Origin of the sequence: Actinoplanes sp. HUAS TT8 (assembly GCF_051380535.1) — a bacterium.
Taxonomy (GTDB): domain Bacteria; phylum Actinomycetota; class Actinomycetes; order Mycobacteriales; family Micromonosporaceae; genus Actinoplanes.
Genome location: NZ_CP195646.1, coordinates 2,647,442 through 2,662,821 on the forward strand (window position 1 = coordinate 2,647,442; position 15,380 = coordinate 2,662,821).

Consider the following 15,380-nt stretch of genomic DNA (forward strand, 5'->3'; position numbering starts at 1 on the left):
GGCCCGGCTGAGTCAGCCGGCGGCCAGGGCGGCGCGGGCGGCGGCGATCAGGTCGGCGTTGGTGTGGGCGTGGCCCCACAGACCCCAGCCGCCCTCGGGGGCCTCGGTCAGCAGGACCCAGGTGCGCTCGGACACCGACGGGTCGCCGGCCTCGTCGGCGATGATCGCGGTGAGGCGTTCGACCACGGCGAGCTGCTTGTCCCGGTCGAGGGCGCCGGCGTTGGTGAGGACCTGGACCCGTACGTAATCACTGTCCCCGTCGACGTTGGCGATGGCGTCGGCGGGCAGTTCGTGCACGAACGCGGCGGTGTTCTTGCGGAACATCGCGATGTCCGGGACCTGTTCGATCTCCTTGACCGCGGTGGCCAGGGCGATGGCCAGCCGGTGCCGGTCGGGGAACGTGCCGGCGGCCGCGTAGACGTCGATCATGGGCATGGTGGGTCACCTTTCTCCGGGAACCCGCTCATCTGATCAGCCCGTGAGCAGCCGGGACATCACGCGAACACGTGAGGGTCGAGCGCGTCGAGGGCGGTCGTCGCCTCCGGGTCGAGTTCGATGGCGGCGACCGCGATGTTCTCGGCCAGGTGGTCGAGGCTGCGGGTGCCGGGGATCAGCAGGGTGGCCGGGCTGTGGCCGAGCAGCCAGGCCAGGCCGGCCTGGGCCGGGGTGATGCCGAGGCGCGCGGCGTGCGCGGCGACCACCGGGTGACCGGCGACGCCGGGGAAGCCGTCGAAGGCCGAGCCGAGCGGGAAGAACGGGACCCACGCGATGCCCCGCTCGGCGCACTCGGCCAGCAGGTCCTCGTGGCCGCGGGTGAGGACGTTGTACAGGTTCTGCACGCAGACGATCCCGGCCGGCAGCGCCTGGCGCAGCTGGGCCAGGGTGACGTGGCTCAGGCCGATGCCGCCGATCTTGCCCTCGTCGCGCAGGGCGATCAGCTCGGCCAGCTGGAGGTCCAGGTCGACGACCTGGTCGCCGGCGGCGGTGATGCCGGGGCCCATGTCGGCCCGGCGCAGGTTCACCACGGCCAGGTGGTCGGTGCCGAGCGAACGCAGGTTCTCCTCGACCTGTTCGCGCAGCTCGGACGGTTTCTGGGCGGCGATCAGGCGCTCGGTCGGGTGGGTCACGGCGCCGACCTTCGAGACGAGGCGCAGGCTGCCGCCGTACGGATGCAATGCGGTTTTGATCCTGTCGTTGACCTTGCCCTGGCCGTAGAACTGGGCCGTGTCGATGTGGTCGACGCCGAGTTCGACGGCGCGGCGCAGCACCTCGACGGCGGCTTCGGGCTCGCCGTGTTCGAGCTGCATGGCGCCGAAGCCGACGCGCAGGACCTCGTGGTCGCCGAGTTTCCCGTGCATGGTCATGAGGGCCCTCCCGATAGGATGTCGTGTAAGCGGAATCGATTCCGCTTGGCCGGACCGACCATAACAGAAGCGGAATCGATTCCGCTTCGGAGGTGATTGAAGTTTCCGAGCAGCGCCCCACGACGCGCCGGGACGCCCAGCGCAACCGGCAGCGGATCATCGACGCCGCCACCCAGGCCCTCGCCTCCGGCCAGGACCTCGTCAAGATCGAGGCGATCGCGCGGGAGGCGGGCGTCGGCGTCGGCACGCTCTACCGCAACTTCCCGTCGCGCGAGGCGCTGGTCGAGGAGGTCTACCGCAGCGAACTGGCCCGCCTCTGCGCGATGGCCCCGCACCTGGTCACCGACCTCGCACCGCCCGAGGCGATGCGCGAGTTCATGCGCCGCTACCAGGACTTCGTCGCCACCAAGCGCGGCATGGCCGAGGCGCTGCGCGCGGTGATCGCCAGCGGCGCGATCACTTCCGGTCAGACCCGCGAGCACCTCAGCGGGGCGATAAGCACGATCCTGGACGCGGGGCAGGCCGACGGCAGCCTGCGCGCCGACGTCCGGCCCGGCGACGTCACCGCCAGCATGGCCGGCGTCATGCTGGCCGCGGCCGACCCCGAGCAGGCCGGGCGGATGCTGCGACTGCTGGTGGACGGACTGCTCACCACTCGATGACGGCGATGTCGTCCTCGGTCAGGCTGCCGATGACGACCGTGCCGTCCCGCTCGGCCACCGAGGTGACGAACCCGTAGGAGCCGTCGTCGGCCCGCAGATCGTGCACCAGGGTGCCGTCGAGACCGAAAGCGATCACCCAGGCGATCGGGGTGGCCTTCGGGCGCACGGCCGGCGGCAGGTTCCAGACCAGCAGCCGCAGGAAACCCGGCAACGGCAGCAGCCGGTCGACCAGCGGGTTGCGCGGCGCGGCGATCGCCACCCAGAGCAGACCGTCGCTGCCCAGCCACATGTTGTCCGGGAAGCCGGGCAGGTTCTCCACCAGCATGTCGGTGCGCCCGTCGCGCCGGTGCCGCCGGATCCGGTAGCCGGCCGTCTCGGCGACCAGAACGTAGGACTCGTCCGGCGCGAGCACCAGCCCGTTGGCGAACTTGAGGTCGTCCAGCAGCGTCGTCAGTGTCCCATCCGGATCACGACGGATCAGCCGGCCGGTCGACGTGTGCTCCAGGATGTCGCCCTCGTACTCGTCGAGCGTCCAGCGACTGGTCGACGTGGTGAACCAGATCGTGCCGTCGCGCCCCTCGACCACGTTGCTGGCGAACGTTTCCGCGGCCAGGACGTGGGCGGTGCCGTCCGGCCGTACCTCAAGAAGCCCTTGATCGTGATCGCAGACCAGCACGCTGCCGTCCGCCCGCGGATGCAGCCCGAGCGGCCGCCCGCCGGTCTCACCCAGCACGATCCGCTCGCCGGAATCCGGATCAATGCTGACGATCCGGCCGTCCGCGGTGCCCGTGACGACCCGCCCGGCCTGATCAAAAACGACATCCTCGGGCCCGTGCCCGCCGGTCGCCAGCCTCCGCCGCACCCGCAGCCGCGCGGTCGGCCCACGGTCGGCGAGCACGGGCGGCGTCCAGCGCCGGGGCCGGATGAGACGACGCGGCACGCGAACCTCCAGGGGACGGCGAGCTCAGATCAACATCACATTCACAACCATGATGTCCTATCTTCGCCGTGGTCCGGATCGTCGCTCCCGCGGGGACCCTTCCGGCCTGAGCAGGGCGCTGGCGCGCCCAGAACGCTCAGCCCGCAAGGGCGACGTGGTCGGCTGGTTGCGGTCAAACCGCAAAACCCCGTGGTCCCGGTCAGGGCAAAACGGTCAGCGACCGTACTTGTCGAAGGAGACGGTCCAGTCGCCGAGGCCGTTGTAGATCGGCAGAGCGCGCGGGCTGTTCTTCACGTCGACGACGTCACCGAGGATGAAGTTCTCATACACCCACTTGGCGTCGGCCATGCTCAGGTTGATGCACCCGTGCGACAGGTTGGCCCGGCCCAGCGAACCGTTCCACGGCGCGGCGTGCAGGAACTCGCCCGAGTAGGTGATGCGGGTGCAGTACTCCACATTGTCCGACACGTAGTAGTTCGGGTTGCTCGGGTCGTTGACGCCGTAGCTCGCCGAGCTCATCGTGTGGTACCGCTCCTTGGAGAGCACGACGTGCGGCCCGCCGGCGGTCCAGAAGCTGATGTGCTGACCGTTCGCCCCCGTGGTCCCGCCGCCGCGGCCCAGGCTGCTCTTCATGGTGCGCACGAGCTTGCCGTTGATGTAGACCTTGGTCATGTGCGTCCGGTTGTCGCTGATCGCGATCAACTGGCGACCGATCTTGAAGTTGGTCGACGCGTTCTTCTCGCCGTAGACACCCTTGGCCAGCCGCACGCCGAGCACGTTGACGTTCACCTTGATCGACGTGCCGGCGGCCCAGTACTTCGCCGGGCGCCAGTGCACGGTCTTCGAGTCGGCCCAGTAGAACTTGCCCTCGACCGACGGCGAGGTGGTGATCTCGATGGCCTTCTCGGCCACCGACTTGTCCACCTCGCGGCTGAACGCCACGATCACCGGCTGGCCGGCACCGTACGTCTTACCGGTCTTGATCGACGCGAGCCCGTTGGCCTGGAACGTCACCTCGGCCAGGTGCGCCGGCTCCAGCGTCTTGAACGTGTAGGTCTTCGAGGTCGTCACGCCCAGGCTGTCGGCGGCGGTCGCGACGATCTTGTACGACTTGTCGTAGCCCAGATCGTCGGTCGACTTCCACGACCCGTCGGACTGGATCTCGCCGTCGACCTTCGTCTTGCCGGTGGTGACGACGACCGACTTCAGCGTGCCCTCGGTCGCGGTCACGACGATCGGCTTGACCGGGGAGACCCCGGTGGCCTTGTCGGCCGGCGTCACGGTCAGCTCGACCGGCACGGCCGTGGGCGCGGGGGCCGCGGCCTCGTTGTTGGCCACCGACTCGGTGAAGACGGTGTTCGAGTCGCCCGACTTGCTGCCCGACGAGGAGCAACCGGCGGCTGTCGCGGCGGCGGCCACGCCGAGTGAACCGATGATGACCTTGCGTCGCTGAATCATGGCTCTCACAATCGAGGGGGGTCACGGCCGGCGCCCATCGAGGCCGCACGTTAGAAAGACGCGGCTGAGACCCGAAAAGTTGCCCGCTAAGTCGATCAATTTAGCGACGCCGCGCAACCTCGACAACCCGTTCCTGACTGTTATGTCGGTCATTGGATCTCGTGGTTGATTTGTCCCCCGGCGAGGTGCCTCACCAACGCTGTCGTGAAGCCGACGATGGTCGCGCAAAGCCCGAAACAGGTCGCGGCGGGCGATCCCCGGCAGACGGTCGAACTGGTGGATCCCGGGGCCTCAGCCGTAAAATACGTCGCATCGACCCTTTGGGGGCGGGTGATGGACAGCAGCGTGAGCCCGGCCGTTCAGCGGAGGCGCCTTCGGGGGATCCTCCGCCGGGAGCGGCTGGCCCGGGGCCTGTCCCAGGAGGACGTCGCCCAGAAGCTGGAGTGGTCCAAGTCGAAGGTCCTGCGCATCGAGAACGGCCAGAGTTCGGTCTCGACCACGGATCTGCGGGCGCTGCTCTCGCTGTACGACGTGCGGAATCCCGCTGAGGTCGAGGACGTCGTCTCGCTGGGTCGCTACGCCCGGCGTCCCGGGCTGCGTGAGCGCTACCGGGATCTGCTGCCGCGATCCTTCGCCACGTTCCTCGAGGACGAGCAGGCGGCCACCGTCATCCGTCAGTACGAGACGGCTTTCGTCCCCGGTGTGCTGCAGACCGAGGAATACGCCCGGGCTGTCCTCCGAGCCTTCAACCCGGGAAGCAGCGGCGACAGGATCCAGAGTCTGGTCCGGGTCCGGATGGACCGCGCCCGGTTCGCCGCGGGCCACGAGATGATGCACGTCGTCCTGGATGAATCCGCCCTGTGGAGGCGTGTCGGAGGCCGGACCGGTCGGCCCGGCTTGATGATCGATCAGTTGCGCCGCCTCGGCGAGCTGAGTGCACGACCCGAGGTGTCGATCCGGATCCTCCCCTTCGATGTCGGCGAGCATCCGGGAATGAGCACAGGCGCCTTCACGATCCTGACCTTCGAGGCGCCCACCGACGATGAACTGGTCTATTTCGAGCAGCCCGGTGGTGGCGACGTCGTGGAAGGTCAAGCCGCCGAGCTGCCCCGCTATCGGGACGTCTTCGATCAGCTCACCGATCTGACGCTGTCGTCGGCGGAGTCGGCCGACCTGATCGGTGAGCGTATCGAGGAACTGCTCGGCGAGGGCCGGTCGCCACCGCGAGCGGATCCGTGAATGCGGAAGGGGCCGGAAGCAACTTGGCTTCCGGCCCCTTCCGCATTTCTGGTCAGGACGCTGTCGACGGGTGACTCCGTTGATCGATCTCCGGAATCGCGGCGGCGACGGCGGAAAAGAAGGCTGCGGCCGTGCCCAGAATGGCCGTGAGCTCGCCGGCCGTCAGCCCGCACCAGCGGGACGTCGGCAGCAGGACCAGCACGAACACCAGAGCGATGACGATGACAACAATTCTTTTACGCATTCCCGGCTCCTTCTGAATTCGTCGGGACGACTTCAGAAATACTGACATCGCCACGTCGCCGGCGGTATGCCCGCGGCCGAGCCCGACTGAGGAGTCAGAATGCACCCGGCGATTTGCTACGTAGCAGAACGCCGAGTGTCACGGGAGCCCGCTCGACCACGGGACGGCCCGCCGGACGCCGGCGGGCCGTCTTTTCCGGATCGGGTCAGCGGACGCGGCGCGGATCGCCGCCCAGCATGTCGTCGAGCGGAATGTCCGACGCCTGCTTGGCCGCGAACGTCGTCGACACCCCGGCCCACCGGCGCAGCATCGCCGTCGCCGCGGTCGCGTCGGCCGGGTCGAGCTTGGCGATGTTCGCGCCGTGGTTGGCGCCCGGCGCCACGAACAGCGCGGAGTCGCGCCGCGACGGCGTGAACCGTTCGGCGCTCCACGGGTCGTTCTGGCCGTACACGAACAGCATCCGTTCCGAGGCCGTGCGCACCCACAGGTCCACGTCGATCATCGGCACCGGGTTGTGGGCCCGCCGCAGCTGCGGCGGCAGCGACGAGTTGGCGGTGTAGAGCCCCGGATAGTTCCGCAGCCCCCGCAGGTGCTCGAACCGCAGGCTGGGCCACCCGAGCTGGCTCGCCGCCTGGTAGTAGTACGGCCAGTACGGCGCGAGCCCCTGATCGGTGTAGAAGCTCCACCCGGCCACGGTGTCGATCCACTCGTAAAGTTCGTCGTCACCGGCGGTCGACGCAGGCACGGTCGCACAGTCGGCCGCGGTGCTGTACTGCCAGAACGCCCACACCGAGTCCAGCACGGTCATCTCGAACGACTTGTCGGCCGTCCCGATCGACCCGGCGAACGTCCACCCGTTCGCGCTCGCGTCGGCCTCCAGCCGGGCGACCAGCCGCTCCCGGCGACGGAGAGCCTCTCGCTGGACGTCGTCCAGGGCCGTACGGCAGGAAGCAGTGCCGACGGTGTCGAAGAACTTGTCGTAGGCCGAGTCCTCCGGATTGATCACGTCGTCCGGGGCGACGTAGGCCACCACACCGTCCACGTCACCCGGGTAGAACCGGCGGTGGTAGACCGACGTCATCCCGCCCTTGCTCCCACCGGTCTGAATCCACCGTGCGGCATAGATGCTCTTCAGTGCGGTGACGATCCGGTGCTCGTCGGACGCCTCCTGCCAGATGTTCAGGTCGGACCAGTCGGCCGGCGCCGGCCGCGACGGCGTGAAGAACCGGTGCTCCACCGAGACCTGGTTGGCCCCGAGCAGCGCCGTCGGCTCGGTCTGGGTGGCGCGCGGGCTGGCCGCCAGCCCGTACCCGTTGGTGTAGAGCACGGTCGGCGCGGCACTGGACCGATGCAGCAGGGTCAGCCGCTGCTCGAAACTCCCCGCCTTCGGATGGCGATGATCGGCGGGTTGGCGGTAGGTCAGCACGAAGAACCGGTAGTCACTCCCGGTCGTCTCGGAGACGACGCTGAGCCCGGGAACGGCTTTCAGCTGATCGAGCAGGGGGTCGTCCGCGGCCCGCGCGGCGGTAGCCGGCGACAGAACCACGAGAAGGGCGGCGAGAATGGCCACGATGCGAGATCTCACGCCCGCCACCATATCGACGCCCAGCGATCACAAGAAGTGGCGCCGGTCGATGAAATTCAAAGGACGACCCTTGCTTGCGTACCGATCCGGCCGCGCCCTCCTCCCCGAATCCGCCGCCCTGGAAGCGGCCGGCGCGAACCCGCAAGTCGCCACCGACGGCACGGTCCTCTACGCCCGGGGCGACGACGCGCTGGTCATCATCGTGGCCGCCGGCGACCGCCCGACCGGCACCGGCGTGCACACCCGCAACCGCCTGGTGCTCCGGGCCCCGTTCCCCGGGCCCGCGGCGACGTGGGTCGGGGAGACCGGCCGTAAGACCCATGCCTTCGTCCGCCTCGACGAGGGATGCTTCCCGCTCGGCCGGCTCGGCGGGTTCTACCGGGGGCCCCGCGAGGTCACTCGCACCCTGACCGAGCCGCTCACCCCTGAGGAACTCGCCCTGGTCCGCCCGCCCGCCGCCGAGACGCTCCCGCCGATCGACTGGGTGTCGTCGGTGCCGGACGACCCGATTGCCGCCCTGCGCGGATTCCTGACCGGCTGGTACGCGGACATCCCGACCGCCGCCCCGGACGTGGTCGAGGCGCCCCCGCCTCTGGCCGCCTACTTCGAGGCCGCGGCCGGCCGCCACGAAGTCCTCGACACCCTCGACGAGCTGCTGCCCCCGGATCAGTGGCGCCCGGACAGCAGCGGCCTGCAGACCTTCGCCGTCGCCCATCAGGGCGTGTGGACGGCCCTGTTCGACCCGGCCGAGCCCGACCCGCCGGTCTGGTACTGGGGGATGGCCGCCGAGCTGCTCCCGGAGCGCAGCCGGCTGAGCGGCTTCCTCCTGCAGTTCGCCCTGTGCCAGGCGGCCCTGTGCAGCCCGGTGACGGTCGCCGGCGAGATCGCCCCCGACCAGCTTGAGGTCCTGCTCGCCCCGCTGACCAGGATCCCGCTGCCGCCCTCATCCCATCCGGCCGACGTCACCCACTACTACGTCGGCCCAGGCCTGGTGATCGGCCTGATGGAGTATCCCGACGGCCGTTTCGAGGTGTTCGGCGGCAGTCGCCGGCGCTCCCCGGTCCGGCCGTTGCGGGCCCTGGACGTCGACTGGGACGCGCTCGACGACTGAGCTCAGGGCACCGGCGACCCGTGCTCCGGGGCCGGGTCGTCGCGCAGGCGGCTGTAGAGGTGGCCGTCGCGCCACCGCCCGGCCCGGAACTCGCAGGCGCGAATCACGCCGTCCAGCCGGAACCCGGCTTTCACCAGGGATTTCTGCTCGGCGATGTTCTCCGGGTGGGTGCCCGCCTGGATCCGCTGCACCGGCGTGTGGGTGAACAGGTAGTCGCAGAGCACGGCCTGCGCCCGCCAGCCGAGGCCGCGCCCCCGCCAGTCCGGCAGCAGCGCGATGCCGATCTCCCAGCACCCGGTCGTGGCCGGGTTGCCGAAGTCGCGCCGCGACCAGGCCACGTACCCGGCGGTGAGCTGATCGTCCTCGACCATGAGCCGTCCGCCGTCCGGGCCGAGGAAGCCGTCGACGGCGAACTGCCGGGCCGGTTCGCGGGCATCCTTGAACCCGGTCCAGTCCAGGCCGATGAGTCCCGGCTCGGTCCGGAACCGGCGGAAGATGTCGAGGTCCTCTTCGGACACGGGCCGCAACCGCATGCCACCGATGGTAGGACCTCAGGCGGTCAGGGGAACCGCGGCGATCAGGTCGGGCGCGGGCATCGGCCGGGCGTAGTGGTAGCCCTGGCCGCGCTCGCACCCGATGGCCCGCAGCAGCTCGCCCTGGCACGGCGTCTCGATGCCCTCGGCGACCGTGGTCAGATCCAGCGCGCGGGCCAGCTCGATCACGGCCCGGACCAGCGCGATCTGCCTGGTGTCGCGCTCGTCGGCCGGCATCAGCGACCGGTCGATCTTCAGGGTGTCGATGGGCAGGTCGCGCAGGTAGGCCAGCGACGAGTACCCGGTGCCGAAGTCGTCGACGGCGATGCGGATCCCGTCGGCCCGCAGCGTCTCCAGGTGGGCGAGCGCGTGCGCGTTGATCAGGACGCCCTCGGTGATCTCCAGGGTGAGGGCGGTCGCGGGCAGACCGCTGTCGGCCAGCGCGCGGCGGACCTTGGCGGTGAACTCCTCGTCGGCGAGCTGCCGGGGCGACACGTTGACGGTCAGGGCGACCCCCAGGGGTACGGCCTCGGCGCAGGCGCGGCGCAGCACCCACTCGCCCAGCGCGATGATCAGCCCGCTGTCCTCGGCGGCCGGGATGAACGCGTCCGGGCCGATCGGCCGCTCGCCCGGGGGCAGCCAGCGGACCAGGGCTTCGACGGCGACGGTCCGGGTGGTGTCCAGGTCGACGATCGGCTGGTAGTAGACGGCCAGTTCGTCGGCGTCCAGGGCCTGGCGCAGGCGTTCGACGAGGCGGATGCGTTCGGTCTGCCGGTCGCGGAACGCCGGCTCGTACCGGACGACGCAGTCCTTGCCGGCCGCCTTGGCCGCGTAGAGCGCCAGGTCGGCGTCCCCGAGCAGATGATCAGGATCGGTCGTCGCGTCGGCCGGCCGCACACCGATGCTGGCGGTGACGTGCAGCGTGTGCTCGCCCACCGACACCGGCGTGCGCATGGCCCGGACCAGCGCGTCGGCCCGCGCGACGGCCTCGCCACCGGGCACGAGCACCGCGAACTCGTCGCCGCCGGTCCGCGCCAGCAGCTCACCGGGGGCGAGCGCGGCCCGCAGCCGCTCGGCGACGGCGAGCAGCAGCCGGTCACCGATGGCGTGCCCGAGCCGGTCGTTGACGTCCTGAAAACCGTCAAGATCGAGAAGCACGAGACTGTACGGCGTTCCCGACGCGATCCGCTGTTCCAGGAGCCTGCGGTTGGGCAGCCCGGTCAGCGCGTCGTGCTCGGTGAGGTGCCGCAGCGAGCGCTGCGACTCGGCCAGCGAGGCGGCGTGCCGGTGCAGCTGCCGCTGCGCGACGGTCATGCGCATCACGAGCAGCAGCGCGATGATCGCGGTCACCGACAGCGGCACGATGAAGTCGTACCCGTTGAGCTCGCCTTCCCGTTCGTCCTGCAGCAGCGCGTACCCGGTCGCGGCCGGCCCGATCAGCACCAGACCGCCGTGCAGCACCGCGGTCCGCCAGCCGCCCGCGCCGGTGTCCCGGGCCGGTTCGGCGATCGGTTCGGGCGCCGGCTGCAGGGCGGCGACGCCCGGCAGCGCGAACGCGATCAGCCAGGCCATCATGCTGTAGGTCGGCCCGGACCAGGCGCCGCCGAGCGTGACCGAGAGGAAGTACGGGATGTCGGCCGCGGTCAGCAGCACGGCCATGACCAGCAGCAGCACGTGGGTGCGGCGCAGTCGCCGCTGGGCGACCACCATCCGCACGGCCATGGCCACCAGCAGGATGTCCAGGACCGGATAGGCGCCCGCCCCGGCGTCGGCCGGTGACCGCCCCTGGTCGATGAAGTACGGGTCGTAGAGCAGCACCCACACCAGCGTCGCCCCGGTGCAGGCCACGATCCCGGCCTCGGCCACCCCGGCCCAGCCCCGGCGGCCCGGCAGCATCGCCAGCGCGGCCGCGACCAGCGGATACATCGCGAAGTAGACGACGTCGACGGCGGAGAACCGGGGCGGCGGCAGATGCAGGCCGAGTTGCACGCCCCACACGGTGTTGGCCAGCGCCCCGCAGGCCAGCCCGGCGGCCAGCAGCAGCCAGGCCGGGCGCCGGGCGAGACGGTGCCGGCGCACCCCGGCGACGACACCGGCCGCCGACAGGAAACCGATGAGCGCGTACGCGAACTCCTGCCCGGCCGGCCCGGTGAACGGCGCGACCAGGACGAGGACCCCGGCGACCGCCAGAAGTCCCCACGCCGACCGCATCCAGCCCCGCACCCGCGCACCCGCTTCCCGTTCCACCCGCCGTCGCAGTCATCGGCAGGCAAGTGACCGGGATGAGGACCGCGATAGGTTTGGCGGCATGTCGAAGACGCATCGGTACGAGGTGAGCGTGACCTGGACCGGCAACACCGGCACGGGCACGAGCGGGTATCGCGACTACGCCCGCGACCACGACGTCGTCGCCGCCGGCAAGGCCCCGATCGCCGGCAGTGCCGATCCCACGTTCCGCGGCGACCCGTCCCGCTGGAACCCGGAGGAGCTGCTGCTCACCGCCCTGTCGCAGTGTCACATGCTGTCGTTCCTGCACGTGTGCGTGACGGCCAAGGTCGTGGTCACCGACTACTCCGACACGCCCTACGGCACGATGACCACGACCGCGGACGGCGGCGGTGCGTTCGACGAGGTCGTCCTGCGTCCGCGGGTCACCCTGGCCGACCCGGGCCAGGCCGGGCTGCTCGCCGACCTGCACGAGCACGCCCACAAGCTGTGCTTCATCGCGAACTCGGTCAACTTCCCGGTCCGCCACGAGCCCGAGCCGATCGCCTGACTCACTCGCCCCGCGCCGCGGCCGGCCCGGTCATCCGGCGCAGCAGCGGCATCGTCGACAGGATCACCGCCAGCGACGCGAGCAGCCCGCCGATCACGGTCACGTAGTACGCCGGGCCCGGAGCGTGCAGGTCGTAGTGCATCTGCGACCGCAGGAACAGGTGCGCGGCGAGAAGGCCGGCGCCGACGGCGACGATCGAGACCACCATCAGGGGTACGGCCGTCTCCAGCGCCACCACCCGGCGCAGCTCGGCCAGCCGGACCCCGGTCAGTCGCAGCATCGCGAACGGGCGCTGCCGCTCGGCCAGCCCACCGGCCACGCTGACCGCGAGACCGCACCCGGCGATCACCAGACTCGCGATGATCACCACGTCGGCCAGGCGCTGGAACTGGGCCAGCGTGCGGGTCAGGTCGCCCCGGAAGTCGGCCTCGGTCGCCGCCGACCGCCCGTACGGGAAAGCCTGGTTGAGGGTTGTCCGAGCATGCTCGATCGCCGCCGGACTCCCGTCGGTCGCCACGACGACACCCATGACGTCGAGCGTGGCGAGCTGCGCCGCGCTGTGGTCCGACGCCGGCCAGGCCTGGCCGGTGACGTAGCCGTCGAGGGTCTGCAGTCCGGTCAGCCCGGGGAACACCTCGGCGACCTGCGCACCGGCCGGGCACGTGCCGGCGCCGGGCGTGGCCGCCAGGTCGGCGCAGGAGATCAGTCCGGGCAGGTGCCGGTTGCCCGGGTCGGGGTCGGGATTCTTCACGACGAGCCGCGCGGCCACCGACGACGGGAGACGGACGGTGTTCGCCGGGACGCCGGGCGCGACGAGCACCGACACGAGGTCGTGGCCGGCCGAGCCGATCGTGCCGCCGCCCCGCTCGGCCACGATCGTGGTGATCACGCCGGTGGCCGTGCTGGTCACGAAGAGCGCCAGCATGAGCCCGCTGACCGCCCGGAACCCGGCCCGCGGGTCGTCGGCCAGCCGCCGCCCGGCGATGAGCGTGGCCGGGCGGCGGGCCCGGGACGCCAGCAGACGCGAGCCGGCCATGGTCAGCCACGGCCCGGCGATCATCAGGCCGATCATGACGCCGACGATCCCGGACAGGTACCCGAACGTCTGCCCGGCGCGGGTCGGCGGCCGGTTGCCGACCAGGTACGCCAGTTCGGCCAGGGCGACCAGCAGCGGGATCACCCGCCACCCGCGCGGCGACCTCGGCGTGACCCGGCGGGTGACGCCGAGCGGGGAGATCCGCACCCGGCGCAGCGCGATCCGCGCCGCCAGGGCCGCCGCGACCGGCACACCGAGGGCCACGATCAGCCCGTCGGTGCGTGTCAGGGACAGGTCGGCCGGGAAGAACGGCTCACCGGTGAACGGGATCCGGGCCAGCCCGGCCCGGATCGCGAAGAACACCCCGAACCCGGCGAGGGTGCCGGTGACCGCGGCGACCGCCGACTCCACGACGGCGAACCGGGTGATCTGCCGCGGGGTGGCGCCGACCAGGCGCATCGCGGCGAAGCGCTGTTCCCGGCGGGCGGCCGAGAGGCGGGTCGCCGTACCGATGAAGATCAATAGTGGGAAGAGCAGCGCGGCGGCGACTACCGACAGGATGAGGACGATGCCGTCGGAGCCGATGCCGACCTCGCACCCGCCGCAGTCGTCCGGCGCGACCGTCACCACCCGGGTGATCTCGGTCGCCCCCGCGATGCGCCCGACCTGCTCCCGCGTGCCGCCGACGACCACGATCAGCGACTCCGGCGAGGGCAGGGCCGCGTCGCCGAGCACGCCGGCCTCCCGCCCGGGGAACCGGTCCCGCAGCTGATCGGCCGGGTACTCGCGCAGCAGTCGGTCGAGCGCGGGGGAGACCAGGAACTCGCCGGGCCCGGGCAGCGCCGTCATCCCGGGCGCGACCGGACCGTCCGGACCGGAAACGGCCACGTCGACGCGGGCCATCGGATGCCCGTGGAAGTAGTCCTCACGGACCGACCACAGCGCCGGATCGGGGGCCGGCGGCCCGGTCGCGGCGTCCGTGATCACGCTGTTCAGCCAGGAATAGCGCTGGTTCTGCGCGTGCACGGCGTTGATCCCGGCGACCGCGGCGAGCAGCATCCCGACACCGAGGGCGACCGCGGCGGCCAGCACGGTCAGGCGCGTGACTGCCGGCCGGCCACCGGCAACGGCGAGTCGAAGACCGAGACTGATCACGGTGCGACCGCCTCGGCCGGACTGGTCACGCGGCCGTCGCGGACCATGACCTCCCGATCCGCGTACGCCGCCACGCGCGCCTCATGGGTCACCAGCACCACCGTCGTCCCCTGCTCGCGAGCGGTCTCGACCAGCAGGTCCATCACCTGCTCGCCGGTCAGCGAGTCGAGTGCGCCGGTCGGCTCGTCGGCGAACAGCACCCGCGGCCCGGCGACCAGCCCGCGGGCCAGGGCGACCCGCTGCGCCTGCCCGCCCGAGAGCTCCCCGGACCGCCGCCCCTCCAGGCCGCCGACGCCGAGGCGTCCGAACCACTCGCCCGCCCGCCGGATCGCCGCGTCGCGTCGCACGCCGGCCAGCAGCAGCGGCAGGGCCACGTTCTCCACCGCGGTCAGCTCGGGGACCAGCTGCCCGAACTGGAACACGAACCCGAACCGGTCGCGCCGCAGCTCACTGCGGTCATTCTCGGAAAGATCATTCAGCCGTACGCCGTCGAGGACGATCTCGCCGGCATCCGGCACCAGGATCCCGGCCAGGCAGTGCAGCAGCGTCGACTTGCCGGACCCGCTCGGCCCCATGACCGCGACGATCTCGCCCTCGGCGACGGTCAGGTCAGCCCCGCGCAGGGCCGGGGTCGCGCCGAACGACAGCTCGACACCCCGCGCGCTCAGCCCGGCGGTCACGGCTTGACCTGCAGGATCTCGGCCCGCAGGGCGTCCAGCCGGGCGGCCGTCGTGTCGACCCAGCGCAGGTCGGCCTCCAGGTGGAACAGGGCGTGGTCGGCCAGCATCTTCTCGATCAGGCCGCCGGTCTGCTTGATCGTGGTCAGCTCCCGCATCCGGGCCAGGTGGGCGCGGCGCTGACCGTCCAGGTAGGCGTCGGCCGGCCGGTCCAGCATCAGCGCCAGGACGACCTTGGTGAACAGGACGCTCTGCAGGTGCGGCTCGGGTGCGACCGGATCGGCCAGCCAGGTGTTCACCTCGGTGGCACCCTGCTCGGTGATCACGTAGCGCTTGCGCTCGGGGCCGTCGCCGGGCGCGACCTCGTCCATCACCACTTTCCCGTCCCGGGTCAGGCGGCTCAGCGTGGCGTAGACCTGCCCGAACGGCAGGGACTTGCCGACGCCGAAGAACGCGTCGTAGTCACGTTTCAGGTCGTAACCGTGGCTCGGTGCCCGTTCCAGCAGCCCGAGCAGCGTCAGCGGAACACTCATGGCCGCCACTATACGCCGAGAGTATACGCCGCGTACATACCGGCCTAGCGGTCCGCGGCATGGGCCT

At 71.1% G+C, this 15,380-nt stretch carries 15 protein-coding genes; 4 read left to right on the plus strand and 11 right to left on the minus strand.

Going from position 1 to position 15,380, the window contains the following annotated elements:
• Positions 1 to 12 precede the first annotated feature (12 nt).
• A complete protein-coding gene (locus ACSHV8_RS11645; protein ID WP_436532211.1) occupies positions 13 to 435 on the minus strand; it encodes a tautomerase family protein in 423 nt (140 codons plus the stop codon).
• Between the two features lie 59 nt (positions 436 to 494).
• On the minus strand, positions 495 to 1,364 hold the full coding sequence (locus tag ACSHV8_RS11650; protein WP_436532213.1) for an aldo/keto reductase: 870 nt from the start codon (positions 1,362 to 1,364) through the stop codon (positions 495 to 497).
• Between the two features lie 92 nt (positions 1,365 to 1,456).
• Here ACSHV8_RS11650 and ACSHV8_RS11655 point away from each other — a divergent pair, with 92 nt between their 5' ends.
• Positions 1,457 to 2,026: a TetR/AcrR family transcriptional regulator gene (locus ACSHV8_RS11655; protein WP_436532215.1), complete on the plus strand. Its 570-nt coding sequence runs from the start codon at positions 1,457 to 1,459 to the stop codon at positions 2,024 to 2,026.
• Here ACSHV8_RS11655 and ACSHV8_RS11660 read toward each other — a convergent pair.
• Both ACSHV8_RS11660 and ACSHV8_RS11665 read right to left on the minus strand, forming a co-directional pair.
• Positions 2,013 to 2,966: an SMP-30/gluconolactonase/LRE family protein gene (locus tag ACSHV8_RS11660; protein ID WP_436532217.1), complete on the minus strand. Its 954-nt coding sequence runs from the start codon at positions 2,964 to 2,966 to the stop codon at positions 2,013 to 2,015. The two genes, ACSHV8_RS11655 and ACSHV8_RS11660, sit on opposite strands and share 14 nt — an antisense overlap.
• Positions 2,967 to 3,179: 213 nt before the next feature.
• Positions 3,180 to 4,424, minus strand: coding sequence for an Ig-like domain-containing protein (locus ACSHV8_RS11665; RefSeq protein ID WP_436532219.1), 1,245 nt, complete (start codon positions 4,422 to 4,424; stop codon positions 3,180 to 3,182).
• A gap of 204 nt (positions 4,425 to 4,628) precedes the next feature.
• Between ACSHV8_RS11665 and ACSHV8_RS11670 the strand changes: the two genes are divergently transcribed.
• On the plus strand, positions 4,629 to 5,663 hold the full coding sequence (locus ACSHV8_RS11670) for a helix-turn-helix domain-containing protein (protein ID WP_436532221.1): 1,035 nt from the start codon (positions 4,629 to 4,631) through the stop codon (positions 5,661 to 5,663).
• 52 nt (positions 5,664 to 5,715) lie between these two features.
• Here ACSHV8_RS11670 and ACSHV8_RS11675 read toward each other — a convergent pair whose 3' ends face one another.
• Positions 5,716 to 6,012: a hypothetical protein gene (locus tag ACSHV8_RS11675; RefSeq protein ID WP_436532223.1), complete on the minus strand. Its 297-nt coding sequence runs from the start codon at positions 6,010 to 6,012 to the stop codon at positions 5,716 to 5,718.
• Positions 6,013 to 6,112: 100 nt separating this feature from the next.
• A complete protein-coding gene (locus ACSHV8_RS11680) occupies positions 6,113 to 7,492 on the minus strand; it encodes a S28 family serine protease (protein ID WP_436532225.1) in 1,380 nt (459 codons plus the stop codon).
• Between the two features lie 70 nt (positions 7,493 to 7,562).
• On the opposite strand from ACSHV8_RS11680, the gene ACSHV8_RS11685 reads away from it, so the two are divergent.
• The gene (locus ACSHV8_RS11685) at positions 7,563 to 8,603 is read left to right on the plus strand and encodes a hypothetical protein (RefSeq protein WP_436532227.1); all 1,041 of its coding nucleotides are present in this window, start codon (positions 7,563 to 7,565) and stop codon (positions 8,601 to 8,603) included.
• A 2-nt stretch (positions 8,604 to 8,605) separates the two neighbouring features.
• On the opposite strand, the gene ACSHV8_RS11690 is transcribed toward ACSHV8_RS11685, so the two are convergent.
• Entirely contained in the window at positions 8,606 to 9,136 is a 531-nt protein-coding gene (locus ACSHV8_RS11690) for a GNAT family N-acetyltransferase (protein ID WP_436532229.1), read from the minus strand.
• Positions 9,137 to 9,154: 18 nt separating this feature from the next.
• Positions 9,155 to 11,383, minus strand: coding sequence for a putative bifunctional diguanylate cyclase/phosphodiesterase (locus ACSHV8_RS11695; protein WP_436532231.1), 2,229 nt, complete (start codon positions 11,381 to 11,383; stop codon positions 9,155 to 9,157).
• Positions 11,384 to 11,444: 61 nt separating this feature from the next.
• On the opposite strand from ACSHV8_RS11695, the gene ACSHV8_RS11700 reads away from it, so the two are divergent.
• Positions 11,445 to 11,912, plus strand: coding sequence for an OsmC family protein (locus ACSHV8_RS11700; RefSeq protein WP_436532233.1), 468 nt, complete (start codon positions 11,445 to 11,447; stop codon positions 11,910 to 11,912).
• Position 11,913: 1 nt separating this feature from the next.
• On the opposite strand, the gene ACSHV8_RS11705 is transcribed toward ACSHV8_RS11700, so the two are convergent.
• The 3 genes from ACSHV8_RS11705 to ACSHV8_RS11715 are packed head-to-tail and all read right to left on the minus strand — an operon-like array spanning position 11,914 to position 15,313.
• The gene (locus ACSHV8_RS11705; RefSeq protein ID WP_436532235.1) at positions 11,914 to 14,103 is read right to left on the minus strand and encodes an FtsX-like permease family protein; all 2,190 of its coding nucleotides are present in this window, start codon (positions 14,101 to 14,103) and stop codon (positions 11,914 to 11,916) included.
• On the minus strand, positions 14,100 to 14,783 hold the full coding sequence (locus ACSHV8_RS11710) for an ABC transporter ATP-binding protein (protein WP_436532237.1): 684 nt from the start codon (positions 14,781 to 14,783) through the stop codon (positions 14,100 to 14,102). The genes ACSHV8_RS11705 and ACSHV8_RS11710 overlap by 4 nt, the downstream gene beginning before the upstream one ends.
• Positions 14,780 to 15,313 (minus strand): PadR family transcriptional regulator, encoded by a 534-nt coding sequence (locus ACSHV8_RS11715; RefSeq protein WP_436532239.1) that lies wholly within the window; start codon positions 15,311 to 15,313, stop codon positions 14,780 to 14,782. The genes ACSHV8_RS11710 and ACSHV8_RS11715 overlap by 4 nt, the downstream gene beginning before the upstream one ends.
• Positions 15,314 to 15,380 lie beyond the last annotated feature (67 nt).